Source organism: Chryseobacterium edaphi, from assembly GCF_025628985.1.
GTDB lineage: Bacteria > Bacteroidota > Bacteroidia > Flavobacteriales > Weeksellaceae > Chryseobacterium > Chryseobacterium edaphi.
This window is the reverse complement of sequence record NZ_JAOTEM010000003.1, coordinates 83,190-99,209: the sequence shown is the minus strand read 5'-3', so window position 1 is coordinate 99,209 and position 16,020 is coordinate 83,190. Positions and strand designations below refer to the sequence as shown.

The 16,020-nt window shown below is 34.2% G+C and carries 17 protein-coding genes; 5 read left to right on the top strand and 12 right to left on the bottom strand.

The annotated features are described in order from the left end of the window. Nucleotides 1-91: 91 nt before the first annotated feature. On the bottom strand, nucleotides 92-538 hold the full coding sequence (locus tag NZ698_RS12765) for a hypothetical protein (RefSeq protein ID WP_263003527.1): 447 nt from the start codon (nucleotides 536-538) through the stop codon (nucleotides 92-94). A 69-nt stretch (nucleotides 539-607) separates the two neighbouring features. Here NZ698_RS12765 and NZ698_RS12760 point away from each other — a divergent pair, with 69 nt between their 5' ends. After that, nucleotides 608-2,734 (top strand): helix-turn-helix domain-containing protein, encoded by a 2,127-nt coding sequence (locus tag NZ698_RS12760; RefSeq protein WP_263003526.1) that lies wholly within the window; start codon nucleotides 608-610, stop codon nucleotides 2,732-2,734. A gap of 62 nt (nucleotides 2,735-2,796) precedes the next feature. Here NZ698_RS12760 and NZ698_RS12755 read toward each other — a convergent pair whose 3' ends face one another. Continuing rightward, nucleotides 2,797-3,234, bottom strand: coding sequence for a hypothetical protein (locus tag NZ698_RS12755; RefSeq protein ID WP_263003525.1), 438 nt, complete (start codon nucleotides 3,232-3,234; stop codon nucleotides 2,797-2,799). A gap of 240 nt (nucleotides 3,235-3,474) precedes the next feature. On the opposite strand from NZ698_RS12755, the gene NZ698_RS12750 reads away from it, so the two are divergent. Continuing rightward, on the top strand, nucleotides 3,475-4,473 hold the full coding sequence (locus NZ698_RS12750; protein WP_263003524.1) for an LLM class flavin-dependent oxidoreductase: 999 nt from the start codon (nucleotides 3,475-3,477) through the stop codon (nucleotides 4,471-4,473). 71 nt (nucleotides 4,474-4,544) lie between these two features. Continuing rightward, the gene (gene ribB, locus NZ698_RS12745) at nucleotides 4,545-5,666 is read left to right on the top strand and encodes a 3,4-dihydroxy-2-butanone-4-phosphate synthase (RefSeq protein ID WP_263003523.1); all 1,122 of its coding nucleotides are present in this window, start codon (nucleotides 4,545-4,547) and stop codon (nucleotides 5,664-5,666) included. Nucleotides 5,667-5,786: 120 nt separating this feature from the next. Here ribB and fmt read toward each other — a convergent pair whose 3' ends face one another. The 5 genes from fmt to folK form a co-directional block, all read right to left on the bottom strand. Further along, on the bottom strand, nucleotides 5,787-6,734 hold the full coding sequence (fmt, locus tag NZ698_RS12740) for a methionyl-tRNA formyltransferase (RefSeq protein ID WP_263003522.1): 948 nt from the start codon (nucleotides 6,732-6,734) through the stop codon (nucleotides 5,787-5,789). Between the two features lie 211 nt (nucleotides 6,735-6,945). Continuing rightward, entirely contained in the window at nucleotides 6,946-8,847 is a 1,902-nt protein-coding gene (locus tag NZ698_RS12735) for a RecQ family ATP-dependent DNA helicase (protein WP_263003521.1), read from the bottom strand. 79 nt (nucleotides 8,848-8,926) lie between these two features. Next, entirely contained in the window at nucleotides 8,927-10,387 is a 1,461-nt protein-coding gene (locus NZ698_RS19465; protein WP_303649261.1) for an OmpA family protein, read from the bottom strand. A 56-nt stretch (nucleotides 10,388-10,443) separates the two neighbouring features. Further along, nucleotides 10,444-11,550: an OmpA family protein gene (locus NZ698_RS12725; protein WP_263003520.1), complete on the bottom strand. Its 1,107-nt coding sequence runs from the start codon at nucleotides 11,548-11,550 to the stop codon at nucleotides 10,444-10,446. Between the two features lie 23 nt (nucleotides 11,551-11,573). Further along, a complete protein-coding gene (folK, locus tag NZ698_RS12720; RefSeq protein ID WP_263003519.1) occupies nucleotides 11,574-11,987 on the bottom strand; it encodes a 2-amino-4-hydroxy-6-hydroxymethyldihydropteridine diphosphokinase in 414 nt (137 codons plus the stop codon). Nucleotides 11,988-12,006: 19 nt separating this feature from the next. Here folK and sppA point away from each other — a divergent pair, with 19 nt between their 5' ends. Beyond that, nucleotides 12,007-13,761 carry a signal peptide peptidase SppA gene (gene sppA / locus NZ698_RS12715; protein ID WP_263003517.1) on the top strand — a complete coding sequence of 585 codons (1,755 nt, stop codon included), beginning with the start codon at nucleotides 12,007-12,009 and terminating at the stop codon, nucleotides 13,759-13,761. A 67-nt stretch (nucleotides 13,762-13,828) separates the two neighbouring features. Here sppA and NZ698_RS12710 read toward each other — a convergent pair whose 3' ends face one another. After that, complete coding sequence (locus NZ698_RS12710) at nucleotides 13,829-14,080, bottom strand: GlsB/YeaQ/YmgE family stress response membrane protein (protein WP_263003515.1); 252 nt, start codon at nucleotides 14,078-14,080, stop codon at nucleotides 13,829-13,831. 56 nt (nucleotides 14,081-14,136) lie between these two features. Beyond that, nucleotides 14,137-15,090: a signal recognition particle-docking protein FtsY gene (gene ftsY / locus NZ698_RS12705; protein ID WP_263003514.1), complete on the bottom strand. Its 954-nt coding sequence runs from the start codon at nucleotides 15,088-15,090 to the stop codon at nucleotides 14,137-14,139. 3 nt (nucleotides 15,091-15,093) lie between these two features. Here ftsY and NZ698_RS12700 point away from each other — a divergent pair, with 3 nt between their 5' ends. Continuing rightward, entirely contained in the window at nucleotides 15,094-15,294 is a 201-nt protein-coding gene (locus NZ698_RS12700) for a hypothetical protein (RefSeq protein WP_263003513.1), read from the top strand. Here NZ698_RS12700 and NZ698_RS12695 read toward each other — a convergent pair. Genes NZ698_RS12695 through rpmB form a run of 3 tightly spaced genes read right to left on the bottom strand, consistent with a single transcriptional unit; the run spans nucleotide 15,279 to nucleotide 15,880 of the window. Then, nucleotides 15,279-15,431, bottom strand: a complete 153-nt coding sequence (locus NZ698_RS12695) for a DUF4295 family protein (protein WP_082002123.1) — start codon at nucleotides 15,429-15,431, stop codon at nucleotides 15,279-15,281. The two genes, NZ698_RS12700 and NZ698_RS12695, sit on opposite strands and share 16 nt — an antisense overlap. 19 nt (nucleotides 15,432-15,450) lie before the next feature. After that, a complete protein-coding gene (gene rpmG, locus NZ698_RS12690; RefSeq protein ID WP_027373683.1) occupies nucleotides 15,451-15,633 on the bottom strand; it encodes a 50S ribosomal protein L33 in 183 nt (60 codons plus the stop codon). A 4-nt stretch (nucleotides 15,634-15,637) separates the two neighbouring features. Beyond that, a complete protein-coding gene (gene rpmB, locus NZ698_RS12685) occupies nucleotides 15,638-15,880 on the bottom strand; it encodes a 50S ribosomal protein L28 (protein WP_034760742.1) in 243 nt (80 codons plus the stop codon). Nucleotides 15,881-16,020: the final 140 nt, after the last annotated feature.

Here is a 16,020-nt window from a genome sequence, read left to right as displayed (position 1 = left end):
CTTTAGCCAAAACTTATTTTCGAATAACGCAAAAATAAAAAGCTCTGACTAAATTTAGTTCAGAGCTTTTATATTTATTTAAAACTATTGATTAAGGATAAATCAAAACTGCTTTTTCTGCTTGACATTTTACACCAGTTGGTTCTGCGGCTAACATACAATCTGAGGTAATGTTATATTTCTTATTAAAATCAGCCATCTTCTGCGTATATTCTTGAATTTTTGGAAGAATGGTCGCTTCATTTTTCTTTGGATAAGCGATGTAAGAAATAGGGCCGCCACAAGCTTTGGTGCCTATGGGAGAGAAAGTCCAGTCTGCCGCATTTGTGCATTTCTCCTTAGCAGCCATAGATTCTATTGACGCTTTTAGTTTATCGAGTTGAGCTTCATCATACTTTTGAGAACTTTCATCCGCAGGTCTTTCTGAAATATCTTTAGGCATTTCCGCTGGATCGTTACTTTGTGCAGATTTGCAGGAAAAAATCGTAAGACTTGCAAATAATACAAGTGCAGATATTTTAATTGACCAGTTTTTCATAGGGAGATTTTTATTTTTTAAGGTCATCAAATTTCGTTCCTTATTTTCATTTTTCGTAATTTTGCAGCGATGAATAATCATTTTTTTGACTTAATAGAACATACCAACCGTAGCGTTTTTCTTACCGGAAAAGCAGGAACGGGAAAGACAACATTCCTTAACGAATTTGTAAAAAAAACACGAAAAAAACACATTGTTGTAGCACCAACCGGGATTGCTGCAATCAATGCAGGTGGCGTAACCATTCACTCAATGTTTGGGTTGCCGTTGCGTACTTTTTTGCCTACAACAGACAGAATTGACGGAAGTTTGGGCAATAACATTGCTGACCTTCAACAACATTTTAAATACAGAAAAGACAAACTCAAGCTTTTGCGTGAGGTTGAGGTTCTGATTATTGATGAGGTTTCAATGTTGCGCGCCGATGTTCTCGATATGATGGATTTTTCCTTGCGATTTATTCGAAGAAATAATCAGCGTTTTGGTGGTGTTCAGATGTTATTCATCGGAGATTTGTATCAGCTTCCACCTGTGGTGCGAGATGAGCATATTTTGAAAATGTTTTATCAGTCGCCTTTCTTTTTCGACAGTCTTGCAATTAAAGATATTCCTTTGCTGACGATTGAACTGACAAAAGTTTACCGTCAGACTGACGAAGAATTTCTAGAAATTTTAAATGCAATTCGTGACGGAGATGTTGCCAATATTGATTTTGAACATTTAAACGAAAGATTCAATCCTGATTTTAATGCAGGTGAAGATTCTTACATTTATCTCTGTTCGCACAATAAGTTGGCCGACGATATCAATCAGCAAAAGTTGGCAGAAATAAAAGTGAGTCCGGCAACTTTTGAGGCAAAACTTTTTGGTGAATTTAAAGAAAACCAATATCCGAATGAGCAGTTTTTAGAATTAAAAATCGGTGCTCAAGTAATGTTTATCAGAAATGATATTTCCGGGGAGAAAAAATATTTTAACGGAAAATTGGGTGAAATTTCTGCATTAGACGAAAAAGAAATCAAAGTTGTTCTCGAAGGCAGTGAACGAGAAATTACTGTAAAAAGAGAAGTCTGGGAACAGAAAAAATATTCTTTAGACGGAGAAAAAAATATTAAAGAAGAGGTTTTAGGAAGCTTCGAACAGTTTCCGATAAAATTAGCTTGGGCAGTGACTATTCATAAAAGTCAGGGTTTAACGTTTGACAAAGTGATTATTGATGCCGGAAAAAGTTTTACGGCAGGTCAGGTTTACGTAGCTTTGTCTCGTTGCCGAACTTTGGAAGGGATTGTTTTAAAATCTAAAATCACTCCTGAAGTGATCTTTAAAGACAACAGAATTCTGCAGTTTCAAGGTGCAACTTTTGCCAATGATAATGTAGAAGAAATTCTGAACAGAGAAAAGTACGATTACAGTATTAGAAAAGTGCTTCGTTCTGTAGATTCTCAATGGCTTTTAAAAGAAGTCGAGCTGTGGAATAATCTTTCGATCACGACCAAAAGCATCGACCACGCAAAATCTAAACAGTTGTATCTTCAATTAAAACGGGATGTTGTTAATCTGGGTAAAATTTTTGAAAAGCTGGAACGAATTATTTTCCAGAAAGTAAATAATTTCATCAACCAAACTGAGGAATGGAGCGAGATTGAAAATAAAACCAAAGGTGCAGTTAATTTCTTTTTCAGCGAAGTGAAAGACAAAATTTTCAGTCCACTGAAAGAATTTTATTCTGAAATTAAAGGCGTAAAAGGTCTGAAAAACTATAACGAAGAATTGAGAAGCTGGCTCGAAGATATTGAAGAATATCTGAATAGTCTGAAGACCGCACATCTTTTGGAAACGAAACTTTTAGACGAAAAAAATGACAAAGAAGTCAGCATGAAGATTGCGAAAGTTCCTTCACAAGTTTTGACTTTCCAATTGTTTGAACAGGGAAAAACCATTTCAGAAATTGCTTTGGAAAGAGGTTTGGTTAAAGAAACGGTGTTGGGACATTTGGCAAGATTTGCCGAACAGGGTTTGCTTGATTTGTCGAGAGTGATTACTTCTGATAAAATTAAAACTTTCGAAAAAGCTTTTAAAACTGACCCCAAAGAAACTTTAAACGAATGGAAAACGGCATTGCCTAATGATTTTGATTTTAATGAAATCAGGATTTTGATTAATCATTTTAATTTTTTGAAAGAGAAAGCGAAATAATATCTGAAAGGTAGTGATTTCTATGATGTAATGTCAATCATTGCCTTTTTAATTATATGAAACTATTTATCTAATAGACCTTGATTAATATGATATCCTACAATCTTAATTTCCCCCTCTTTTTTATTCATTGAGAATGTTTCCTGAGTTTTCCCTTTTTCTCTTTTTACGTCATACGTTAAAACATATTCACTTCTGGGATTACTGCCTTTGACGACAAGAGTTTCCCATTTTACTAAGGTATAATCTTGAACTTGTCCTATTTCATTTTGAGATACAAGATTCATCTGATTGAGTTTATCTTTACTTGTTACTTCAAAAAACTGCTCCCCAAAAAGATTATAAAGATCATCCTGATTTCCTCCAAACGACAATTCCCAATAAAATTTTTTTGAAATTTCTGCTGCTTCATCTCTGTCAGATTCTCTGTTTGAAAATGTTTGATTAAAGGAGCAACTTACAAATAATGTTAAAGTGACGAAGAGTAGAATTTTTTTCATAGAGCATTTAAGTTTTTTTAAAGTTATTAAAGTTTGTGACTAAGATAATAAATTAATAATTTAAAAAATATTTAAACAAAAATATTCTTTCAATAGTTTTCCTACAACACATCAATCAATTCCATCAATTACAAAAAGTAACTAATGCAATTTATTAGCTTTAGATTTGTATTTCAAATTATTATTAAATGAAATCAACAAATGATTGCCTATCACTTTTGAAGAAATAAACAATCCGATATGAAAAACTTTGAAATATCTGTTTTAGACCTCGCTCCCGTAAAGCAGGGTAAAAGCATTAACAATACTTTTCAGGACAGTCTGTCTCTGGCAAACTTTGCTGAAAATTTAAATTATAAAAGATTCTGGCTTGCCGAGCATCACAATATGGAAAGTATTGCCAGTTCTGCAACCTCAGTTCTGATCGGTTTTATCGCCAACGGAACGAAAAAAATAAGAGTTGGATCGGGAGGAATTATGCTTCCCAATCACAGTTCATTAGTAATTGCCGAACAATTCGGAACATTAGAATCACTTTTTCCGGGAAGAATTGATCTTGGTTTGGGAAGAGCTCCGGGAACAGATGGTCTGACGGCTCAAGCTTTAGGAAGAAATCCGGCAATCATCAATGAGCAGTTTCCAAGACAGATTCTTGAACTTCAAAGATATTTTTCAAAAGAAAATTCAGATGCGTTAGTTCGTGCGATTCCCGGTGAAGGTTTAGATATTCCGATGTATATTTTAGGTTCAAGTACAGACAGTGCATGGTTAGCCGCAGAATTGGGTCTTCCGTATGCATTCGCGGGACATTTTGCTCCTGAACAAATGGAAATGGCTTTCAAAATTTACAGAGAGCATTTTGAGCCATCGCAATATTTAGATAAACCCTACATCATTGCCTGCGTGAATGGCGTAGCTGCAGAAACTTCAGAAGAAGCGCATTTGCTTTCTAAGACTTTATTTCAGGCGTTTATCAATATTATCCGAAACGACAGGAAACCTTTTCCGGCACCAGTAGAAGATATGGATGCAATTTGGTCGGCAATGGAAAAATCTATGGTTTTACAAAAATTGAAATTCAATTTTATAGGAGACCAATCTGAAATTGCTGAACAGCTAAAAACCTTTCAGGAAAAATATCAGGTAGATGAATTGATGATTAATTCTCATATTTATGATCACCAAAAAAGATTGCAATCGTATGAGATTATTAAAAGAGCAGTAGACTCGTTATTCTAAGCTTAACAAACCATCTATATTAATTGTTGATGCTTATTTTTATGAGTATCTTTGCGAAAATTAAAGTAAAAATGTCTGATTTTAAATTAAATACTATTCCAGAGGCTATTGAAGACCTTAAAAATGGTAAAATAATCATAGTGGTAGACGATGAAGACAGAGAAAATGAAGGAGATTTTCTTTGTGCTGCCGAACTGACGACTCCTGAGCTCATCAATTTTATGGCGTATCATGGAAGAGGCTTGATCTGTATGCCGCTTCCTGAAAAAAGGTGTGACGAGCTTGGCCTTGATATTATGGTAAGCCGAAGCAGTGATCCTAAAGAGACTGCATTTACTGTATCTGTAGATCTTTTGGGTGACGGAACTTCTACAGGAATCTCTGCAGGGGATAGAGCTAAAACGATTTTAGCTTTAATGGATGAAAAAGCAAAACCTACAGATTTTATGCGTCCTGGTCACATTTTTCCATTACGTGCTAAAAAAGGTGGTGTTTTAAAAAGAGCAGGACATACTGAAGCCGCAATCGATTTGACTTGTTTAGCAGGTTTAAAAGAGGGTGGTGTGATCTGTGAAATTATGAATGAAGACGGAAGCATGTCGCGTTTGCCGGAGCTGTACGCTTTTGCACAAAAACACGATATGAAAATCGTTTCTATCGAAGATTTGATTCATTATCAGCTTAAAAAAGGAAACCTTATCGAAAGAATCGAGGAGAGAGAAGTGAAAACTGCGTATGGCGATTTTGATTTCTTAGCGTTCAGAGAAACTTCTAACGACCAAATCCATTTTGCTTTAACAAAAGGATCTTGGACCGTTGATGAACCAGTTTTGGTCAGAGTACAGTCTTCAGATTCTTATTTTGATGTTTTGACGAGACTAAATAATGGTGAAAAACCACAGTTAGAAAAAGTAACTAACATGATCAATGAAGCCGGAAAAGGAGCGATTATTTTCATTAATAACGTATCCAATTCTGAAAATACATTGAGAAAATTGCAGCAGTTCTTAAATTATCAGGACGGTCAGCAAAAACATCCGACTGCATCTTTCAATTATAGAGATTACGGTATCGGAACGCAGATTTTAAAGAATTTAGGAATTAATAAATTTAAAGTAATCACTCAGAATCCTGACGTAAAGCCTCAAGTTGGAGGTTATGATGTTGAGGTGACGGAAATGGTTCAATTATAAAATGAATGATGAATGGTCAATTTTGCTTCGCAAGTCAATTTTTTAATTCTAACTAGATTGACAGCAAAGCTAATTCACTATTGACAATTGACTTCGAAGAAATAAAAATGGCTTGAGAAATCAAGCCATTTTTATTTCTTCGAAGTTTCTAAATCCGTTGAGGAAATCTTTTACATTCATTCTTTTCTTTCCTTCTAGCTGTAATTCTAAAGGGAAATAAATTCCGTCTTTTGTGTAAATTTTGAATTCATTTTTAGAAATCTTTAAAGTTCCCGCAGTTTTTTCGTAATCAGCAATTTCAAATTTTCCATCGTAGATTTTCAATCCTTTTTCTTCTTCTCCAATTTTTAAAGTTGTGAAAGCTGCCGGATATGGTGACATTCCGAGAATAAACTGATGAACCTCTTTTGAAGTTTTAGAAAAATCTATTCTTGTATCTTCTTTAAAGATTTTAAAGGCATTTTTCGGGTGTTCAACGTGTTGCTGAGATTTTTCTGTGATTGAATTTTCAGATAAGCCATCAAGCGTTTTTATAATTAATTTTGCGCCCATTTCCATGAGTCTGTCATGAAGACTTCCTGCATTTTCATCGTGTAAAATTTCAATTTCTTCCTGAAGTAAAATATTTCCTTCGTCAATTTTTTCATTGATAAAAAATGTCGTGGCTCCGGTTTTTTCTTCACCGTTAATCACTGCATAATTAATCGGTGCCGCACCTCGATAGTCAGGAAGTAAAGAAGCGTGAAGATTGAAAGTTCCCAATTTTGGCATTTCAAATAAAATTTTCGGCATCATTCTAAACGCAACGACAACAAAAACATCGGCGTTTAAACTTCTAATTTCTTCTAAAAATTCAGGATTTCTGAGTTTTTCAGGCTGTAGAACATTAAGATTATTTTCAACAGCATAAACTTTTACGGCAGACTGATTAATTTTTTGTCCGCGTCCGCTCGCTTTATCTGCAACGGTTACGACACCTACAATTTCATGATGAGATTGGTCAATGGCTTCCAAAGCTGTTTTTGCAAACTCAGGCGTACCAAAAAAAACGACTTTCAGTGATTTCATTTTGCAAAGATAATTTTCTTTGATTTATTTAAAAGATTAAAAGATTAAAAGATTAAAAGATTAAAAGATTAAAAGATTAAAAGATTAAAAGATTAAAAGATTAAAAGATTAAAAGATTAAAAGATTAAAAGATTAAAAGATTAAAAGATTAAAAGATTTTAAATATATAACTTTACCTATTACCTATTACCTATTACCTATTACCTATTACCTATTTTATTGCGTATGTTCTAAAATTCAGCATTTTTACTTTTCCTGAATCCAAAAGGAAAATCAGGTTTTCTAAGATATCTTCTTTTGCATGAAAATTTAATTGGATTGAAAGTTCTTCTATGGTTGCCGGCTTTTCAGCAAGTAAATTGACAATTTCCGAAGACATATTTTTTCCAAAAATAGATTTTTTATTCTTTTCACAAACAGTACATTGTCCGCAGTTTTTTGAATTTTTCTCTCCGAAATAAGCAAGAATCAACTTCATTTTACAATAGGTGGAATCTTCGATATAGAATTTCATTTCTTCCCACTTCTGAATCTTATTTTTCTGAATTTGTTCAAATAATTTCCAGTAAATACTGGTTGTCACTCTTTCATCCCTTGGCTTAAGGAATTTCACACTTGCTAAAGCTCCATCAATATATTCAAGATAATTTTTCTGTTGTAATTCTTTTAATCGTTCTTTAATTAAATGAATGCTTACTCCAATTTTGTCGCTTACTTTTTGTTCGCTGAACATTACTTTGTGCGTCGTAATTCCAGAGATGGAACGCAGAAGAAGTTCAATAAAATAAGCATCTTTATTGGGAAGCTGATCAATTTCATCTGCTTTTATAGCAAGTTCTAAAGATGATAAACTTTTATTACTGTTGTAATAAATAATTTCCTGAGTGTGAAGGAAGTTCAGAACGTTTTTAATTTTTGCCGTTGACAGTTTTGTAAAATTCTGAATTCCTGAAATATTTATTTGAAAAACTTTTTCAGGAAGTTCAAATTCTGCAACCTGAAATTTGGAATATAAAAAGGAAATGATTTTCAGAAATTCAGCTTTATTAGGGATTTGATTTCTTAAGATCTGATCAAAATTTAAAATTTCCTGTTGATCCCAAAGCATGAATGCAAAACTTTTTTTTCCATCTCTTCCGGCGCGACCAATTTCCTGATAATAATTTTCAATCGACTGAGAAGGGGAGAAGTGAATAACAAAGCGTACATTGTCTTTGTCGATACCCATCCCAAACGCGTTGGTAGAAATCAATACATTCTGGTCACTGTGATTCCAGAAGTTCTGTCTTTCATTTTTTTCTTTCGTCGTCAAACCTGCATGATAATAATCGACATTGGTGATTTTATTTCGATGAAGATATTCTGTGAGCAACTCCGCATCTTTTCTTGTTCGCACATAGATGATTCCCGATTCTTTAGCATATTTCAAAATATTAAAAATACGTTGGTATTTATCTGAAATTTCTTCTGAAAATATTTTAATATTATCTCTTTTAAAACTTTTTTGAAAGACGTTCGGCTTTTTTAATTCAAGCTTATTTTTTATTTCTTCTAAAACTTTTGGGGTTGCAGTTGCCGTCAAAGCAAGACAAGCAATCTCTGGATTATTTTTTCTGAAATCTTTAATGTTCTGATAACTCGGTCTGAAATCCTGTCCCCATTCCGAAATACAATGCGCTTCATCCACCGCGATAAATGAAAGTTGTATCTCTTCAATCTGTTGGATAAAATGAGAATTAGTCAACCTTTCCGGTGAAACATATAGAAGTTTTGTTAAGCCATCTTTGCAACGATTGTAAATAACTTCCGCATCAAAATCATCCAGTTCTGAAGAAAGATATTCCGCTTCAATTCCTCTGAATTTTAACTGATTAACCTGATCTTTCATTAAAGCCAACAACGGAGAAATAACTAAGCAAACTCCTTCTCTAAGCAAAGCAGGAAGTTGATAACAAAGAGATTTTCCTGCGCCTGTAGGTAAGAGAACCAATGTGTCATTTCCTGTGATCACAGAATCAATGATGTCACCTTGAGAATCTCTAAATGTATCATAACCCCAAAAGTGTTTAAGGGTTTTGTTTTTCAGCTCCTGAAAATCGTGTGAAGAAATCATACTGTAAAAATATAGAAACTAATTTAACAAAAAAAGTCACGCACTGCGTGACTTTTAAAATATATAAAGAGGTTTTTTATTATTTAGCTTCGAAATAAACTCTTCTGTTTGCTCTGTTTTTCCATTCCGGACATTTTGTAGCTGGATCACACTCAGGATATTTAAGGTCTTTTTCACCTCTACCTACTGCGTTGATTTTAGAAGAATCTACACCATTTTTGATCAAATAGTTTTTCACACTGTTTGCTCTTCTTTCAGATAACTTTTGGTTATAAGCGTCAGAAGCTCTGGTATCAGTTGCTCCAATTACGGTGTAAGCACCATTTGAAGAATTGATATAGCTAACAGCATTGTTAAGAATTGGTGTGTTTGAAGGTAAGATTCTGTCAGAATTTAAATCAAATTCAATTCCTTCCATAGTTCTTTCTGTTTCAACTACAGGACCTGTGGTTGCAGTCGGAGTAAGTGGACAACCATCGTTTTCAACTGGACCAGGTACTGTTACACATTTATCGTAAAGATCGATAACACCATCTAAATCTGCATCAAGAGCAACACCTGCACCATCTACTCTTGCACCGGCAGGAGTATCAAGCTGTCTGTCCCAATCGTCACAAACACCATCGTTGTCAGCATCACCTTTTTTACAAACTTCAATATCCTGATTTTTGTTAGCCAAAACATCCAATTTGTAATAGATTTCCTGCAATGGATCATGCCACATTAGGTGAGATTCGTGTTTTCCTAATTTTAAAGATAATCCTACAGTAGCATTGAAGAAATTGTCAGAAACTTGCTCTTCTCTTTTATTAATATTGCTATATTGTGCACCACCACCGTCGAATTCATCGTCTCCAGTGTAAACGTACATTAATCTTGTCTCAAGATCAATTCTTCTGTTAACTTTAAATTTAAGTCCCGCTCCGACTTGACCAAAGAAAGAACCAAATTTGAAAGGCTTAATCTCAGTCATCAATCTCTGACCTGCATCGTCTTTTAAATATGCGCTGTATGCTAAAGTACCAATACCTGCATAACCGTGAAGCGCCCATCTGTAAGTAGATTTATTGTCAACTCTTCTTAAAAGGTTTGAGAAATTAATATCTCCTAAAATCGAAATTGCATTGTACTGAGTTCTCGCACCTTCTTGTCTGTTTGCTGCTGCATTTGCAGGGGCTGCATCCTTAGTGTTAAACCATCCCTGTCTTGTTTCTCCTCTGTCGTATTGAAGATTAATACCAAAAGCATGAGTAATAGCTTTATCAATACTTACAAAAGCTGAATAACCGAAAAGGTTTTTTCCGTTACCGTTTTTGATAGATGTCAAATCTCCTGACTGAAGCAAGGGTACGCCCGCTCCAAAAGAAACTGCCCAATCATTGAATCTTTTTGATTTTTGTGTAAAAGGAGATATATTGGCAGAGCCTGATGAGAATGTATTCGGATATCCTTCATTTGAAACTACCGCTATTGAATCTTGTGCAAACGACACAGTAGGAACTGCTAAAGCCAATGCAACAATTGCTAAACTTAATTTCATAGTGTATTTTTTTTATTTAGTTAATTAAATGATTTGTTTATTTTTTGATAATCTGATTATTTAGGACAACCATTATTATCTGCAGATCCCGCTACAGTAACGCACTTATCATATAAGTCAATTACTCCGTCAAGATCAATATCTAAAGCTACACCTGCACCATCAACTCTCGCTCCGGAAGGTGTATTCAATTGTCTGTCCCAGTCATCACAAACACCGTCATTATCATTGTCACCCTGTGTGCAAACTACAAGTTCGCTTGCGGTATTTTCAAGTAGATAAGTTTTGTAATATACTTCCTGCAATGGATCATGCCAAGTAAGATGAGACATATGTTTTCCTAATTTAAATGAAACACCTAAATTAACTGTTAACATATTGTCTGATCTTTTATCATTGATCATATTGTATTTAGAGTTATTGCTTGTAGGTTCGTAATCTGCAGGACCAGCCAATCCACCGCCATCAAATTCATCATCCCCACTGATAATATACATCGCTTTGGCCTCAATATCAATAAGTCTCGAAACGTTAAATTTAAGACCTGCTCCAAACTGATAATAAAGTGAATTGATATCTAATTTCTGATCAATAAATAAAGGAACACGTTTAGGAGAAGTACTCCATCTGAACTCATCATTATCGTACAATGATGTATTGAAATTTTGTAAACCTAATCCTCCATAACCATGTAATGCCCATCTATAGGGAGATTTGTTATCAACTCTTCTTAAAAGATTTGATAAATTCACGTCTCCTAAAACAGCTATTTGGTTGTATTTCGTTTTTGCAACTCCTACACCAGCTAACAGTCCACGTGCACCTTCCTGCATTCCTTTCTGGTTTGTTTCTCCTCTCTGATAAACAATACTAACTCCGAAAGTATGGGAAATTTGTTTGTCTATACTTACGTAAGTGTTATAACCCCAGTTTACTTTTTCGTCATAAAATGACGTAAGATCTGAATTGAGCATAAATGCAGCACCTCCACCAACAGAAACAGACCAATCATTGAATCGTCTTGCTTTATTATCGAATTTTTGAACATTTGCAGAGCCAGAAGAGAAAGTATTAGGATACTGGTCTGAAGTATTAACGGCGATACTGTCCTGAGCATAAGTAGCAATAGGCAATGTGGCCAATAAGAATAAACCTAGTTTCATACAATATGTTTTATGTTTTTTGATTAAATAAAATCTTTTAATAATATTTTAGAAAATTCCCTTTCGTAAAGATGCTTTTTATGAGGGATCTCCAAACGTTCTGAAGTGAATTTTAAATCATTAAATTTAACGATGTCTATATCTATAATTCTATCTGCATAGCCTCCTGATATTTTAGAATCATTAATTCTCCCCATCTCAGCTTCAATTTTCTTGATGTAATTAAGTAACTGAATCGGTGAAAAATGCGTAAATATTATTGTTGCAATATTACAAAAATTATTGGAACTTACAAATTCTACCGGCGCGGATGTTAAATATTCACTATTTTTTAATATTTCACCTACGTTTTTCAGCTTATCCAAAGCGGCATCAATATTATTTTTTTTATCACCAATATTACTTCCCAGTAACAAAACGACCTTATGTTGCGACATATTGAAAAATGATTATTTTATGAAGAGTTTCTTTAAAAATGTATTGGCAAATATAGTGGCAATTGTGTTGCTGTGTGTTGTGTTTTTCTTCTTTTTTATTGTCATGATTGCATTTGGATCAATGAGTAATGAGAAATCTGTGAGTGTAAAAAAGAATTCTGTTTTGACTATTAACTTTAAAACAGATATTATTGACAGCCCTACAGAAGACCAGCAAAGTATTTTCAATGTAAATAATAAAAATACAAGCATCCTTATATATGATGCTTTAGAGGCGGTAAGAAAAGCGAAAACTGATGATAATATTAAAGGTATAAGTATTGAAGTTGATAATTTAAATGCCGGAATTACACAGATCGATGATCTGAGAGCTGCAATTCAGGATTTTAAAAAGAGCGGAAAATTTGTTTATGCTTATGGAAATACGGTATCACAATCTTCTTATTATTTAGGATCTGTTGCTGATCAGTATTATCTGAACCCATCCGGAGGTATTGAATTGAAAGGTCTTTCTACTGAAGTTACTTTCTTTAAAGATTTTGCTGAAAAATATGGAATCGGTATCGAAGTAATCCGTCACGGAAAATTCAAATCTGCAGTTGAGCCATTTTTAAGAAATGATATTTCTCCTGAAAATAAAGAACAGTTGAGTACTCTTCTAAACGATATTTGGGACAACACTGCTTCAAAAATCGCTGCATCCAGAAAAATGGATGTAAGCCAATTCAAAACTGTTGTCGACAGTTTGTATGGGATGATTCCTGATTTAAGTCTACAGCACAGATTAGCTGACAAACTGATTCAAAAAACTGAGTATGATCAGATGATCAGAACAAAATTGAGCCTAAATGGAGACGATAAATTAAATAAAATTTCTTTAACAAAATATATCGATTCTTTTTCTGATGACGATAAATCTGGTGAGAAGGTAGCCGTACTTTATGCGTCCGGTTCTATCAATAATGGTGACGAGTACAGTGATATTTATGCTGAAAAATATATTAAATATATCAAAGAACTTCAGGATAATGATAAAATTAAAGCGGTAGTTCTAAGAATTAATTCTCCGGGTGGAAGTGCAAATGCTTCTGACGAAATTTTATTTGAACTTCAGCAACTGAAAAAGAAAAAACCTTTAGTAGTTTCTTTTGGTGATTATGCAGCTTCAGGTGGATATTATATCGCAATGGCTGCGGATAAAATTTATTCCGAACCCAATACACTTACAGGATCAATCGGAGTTTTTGGAGTGATGCCTTATTTTAAAGATTTAGCCAACAGAAATGGAGTGCGTTCTGATATTGTTGCTACCAACGCAAATGCTGCATATTACTCTTCATTAAACGGATTAACACCTTACGGAGTAAATTTGATGACCAGAAGTGTTGAAGGAACTTATAAAAGGTTCGTATATTTTGTAACTCAAAACAGAAAAAAATCTTTTGAGCAAATAGATAATATTGGTGGTGGTAGAGTGTGGAGCGGAACCCGTGCAAAACAGATCGGTTTGGTAGACGAATTGGGAAGTCTGGAAGATGCCGTGAAATTTGCCGCACAAAAAGCTAATTTAAAATCTTACAATGTTTCTTCTTATCCAAAGAAAATGACTGCATTTGAGCAGATTTTTTCAGATTTAAATGAAGATGATATTTCCGCAAGAGTGATTAAAAATAAAATTGGTAAAGCAAATTATGAAATTTTAGAACAGATTACAGATAAAAATCTAAAGTCTGAAGTGAAAATGGAAATGCCTTATCAGATTAAAATCAACTAAATTATATGTTCATAAAAAAGCCGGATTTGAAATTTTCAAATCCGGCTTTTTATTTTGTAATAGTTTCTTATTTCTTAGTAACCATCCTGTAGATTGCAAGTAATAAAACTGAACCTCCAATTGCAACAAGGAAACTTGAAAAGTTAAATCCTGTTACGTCAACTCCAAATATCATTGATCCGATCCATCCACCAAGCATACTTCCTAAGATACCGATGATGATCGTTACGATCCAACCTCCGGGATCATTCCCAGGATGAAGTGCTTTTGCGATTGCGCCTGCGATAAGGCCGAAAATGATCCAAGCTAAAATTCCCATAGTTTAAATTTTTTAATGTTAATGAATGTGATTTATTTTCAAGAAATAAAGATTATCTATCTCTTCTTGAAGAATGAGTCTACAAACTCTGTACCATTAAATAATTGAAGGTCTTGCATCTTCTCGCCAACACCGATGTATTTCACAGGAATTTGGAACTGATCAGAAATTCCGATCACTACACCGCCTTTCGCTGTTCCGTCTAACTTTGTAACTGCCAAAGCATTGACTTCAGTTGCTGCCGTAAACTGTTTTGCCTGTTCGAATGCGTTTTGACCAGTCGATCCATCCAAAACTAATAAAATCTCATGTGGAGCGTCAGGAATTACTTTCTGCATCACTCTTTTGATCTTAGAAAGTTCATTCATCAAATTAATTTTATTATGAAGTCTTCCTGCGGTATCAATGATTACTACATCAGCATTTTGTGCAACTGCGCTTTGTACGGTGTCAAAAGCAACAGAAGCCGGGTCAGAACCCATTTCCTGCTTTACAATTGTTACTCCGGCTCTTTCACTCCAGATTGTAAGCTGATCGACGGCAGCAGCACGGAATGTATCACCTGCTCCCAAAACAACCTTTTTTCCATCTGCTTTAAACTGATGAGCTAATTTTCCAATTGTTGTGGTTTTTCCGACACCATTTACTCCTACAACCATAATGACGTAAGGTTTTTTTGAAGTGTCGATGTTTCCTGTGTTCGCCTGCGGATTTTCCAGAAGTAATCCTGAGATTTCCTCGCGCAGAATACGGTCCAATTCGCTTGTATTAACGTATTTGTCTCTTGCGATACGTTCTTCTATTCTCTGAATGATTTTGATGGTGGTAGACGCGCCTACATCGGAAGCGATAAGTATTTCTTCAAGATCATCAAGAACCTCGTCATCTACTTTGCTTTTGCCGACTACGGCTTTTGTCATTTTTTCAAAGAACCCCTGATTAGATTTTTCCAAACCTTTATCTAAAGTTTCTTTTTCTTCTTTTTTAAAAATATTTTTAAACCAACTCATCTTATGAATTATGGAATTTTATTGTTACTGATGGAAGCTGGGTGTTGGAAGTTGGATGTCGGCAATTATGCTTACAATATTTTAACTTCGTGCATCCAGCTTCTGACTTCCAGCCAGATTAAAAGCAAAGATAACAAAAAAACTACCCAAAATATGAGTAGTTTCTGTATTGTAAATAAAGTAACTGATTATTTTTTCAAATAAGCATCCACTTCGTCTGCATTCATTACTTTTTCTTCGAAAACGTAAGCTTCTGATTTAGAAGACTTCACCATTTTCACAACTTTAGTCATTTTTTTTGACTGCCCGCTTTGTAGGGTTGCTACTACTTTCTTTGCCATGGTAAATTATATTTATAAATTACTTGATTTCTTTGTGAAGGGTAGATCTCTTAAGAACAGGATTGTATTTTTTCAATTCCAATCTTTCTGTAGTGTTCTTTTTATTTTTCGTAGAAATGTATCTAGACATTCCCGGCATACCACTTTCTTTGTGCTCTGTACATTCAAGAATTACTTGAACTCTATTTCCTTTTTTTGCCATGATCTTAGTTCTTTTTAATCAATCCTTCTCTGATGCCTCTTTCGATAGCTTCTTCGATTCCAATCTTGTTAATGATTCTCAATCCATGAGCTGAAACTTTAAGCGTAACGTGCTTGTCTTGCTCTGGAAGGTAAAATTTCTTTTCCAATAAGTTAATTTCAAAACGACGCTTCGTTTTGTTATTAGCGTGGGAAACGTTGTTACCAACCATTGCACGCTTTCCTGTTATCTGGCAAATTCTTGACATATCTCGATGTTCTTATTTGTATAATATTTGAGGTTGCAAAATAACGAATAATTTTTTAGACAGACAAGTTTTATGTAAAACTTTTATAATAAATATTTGTCTTTTATTTTTATTCTGCACCAATTTTAATTTAATATATG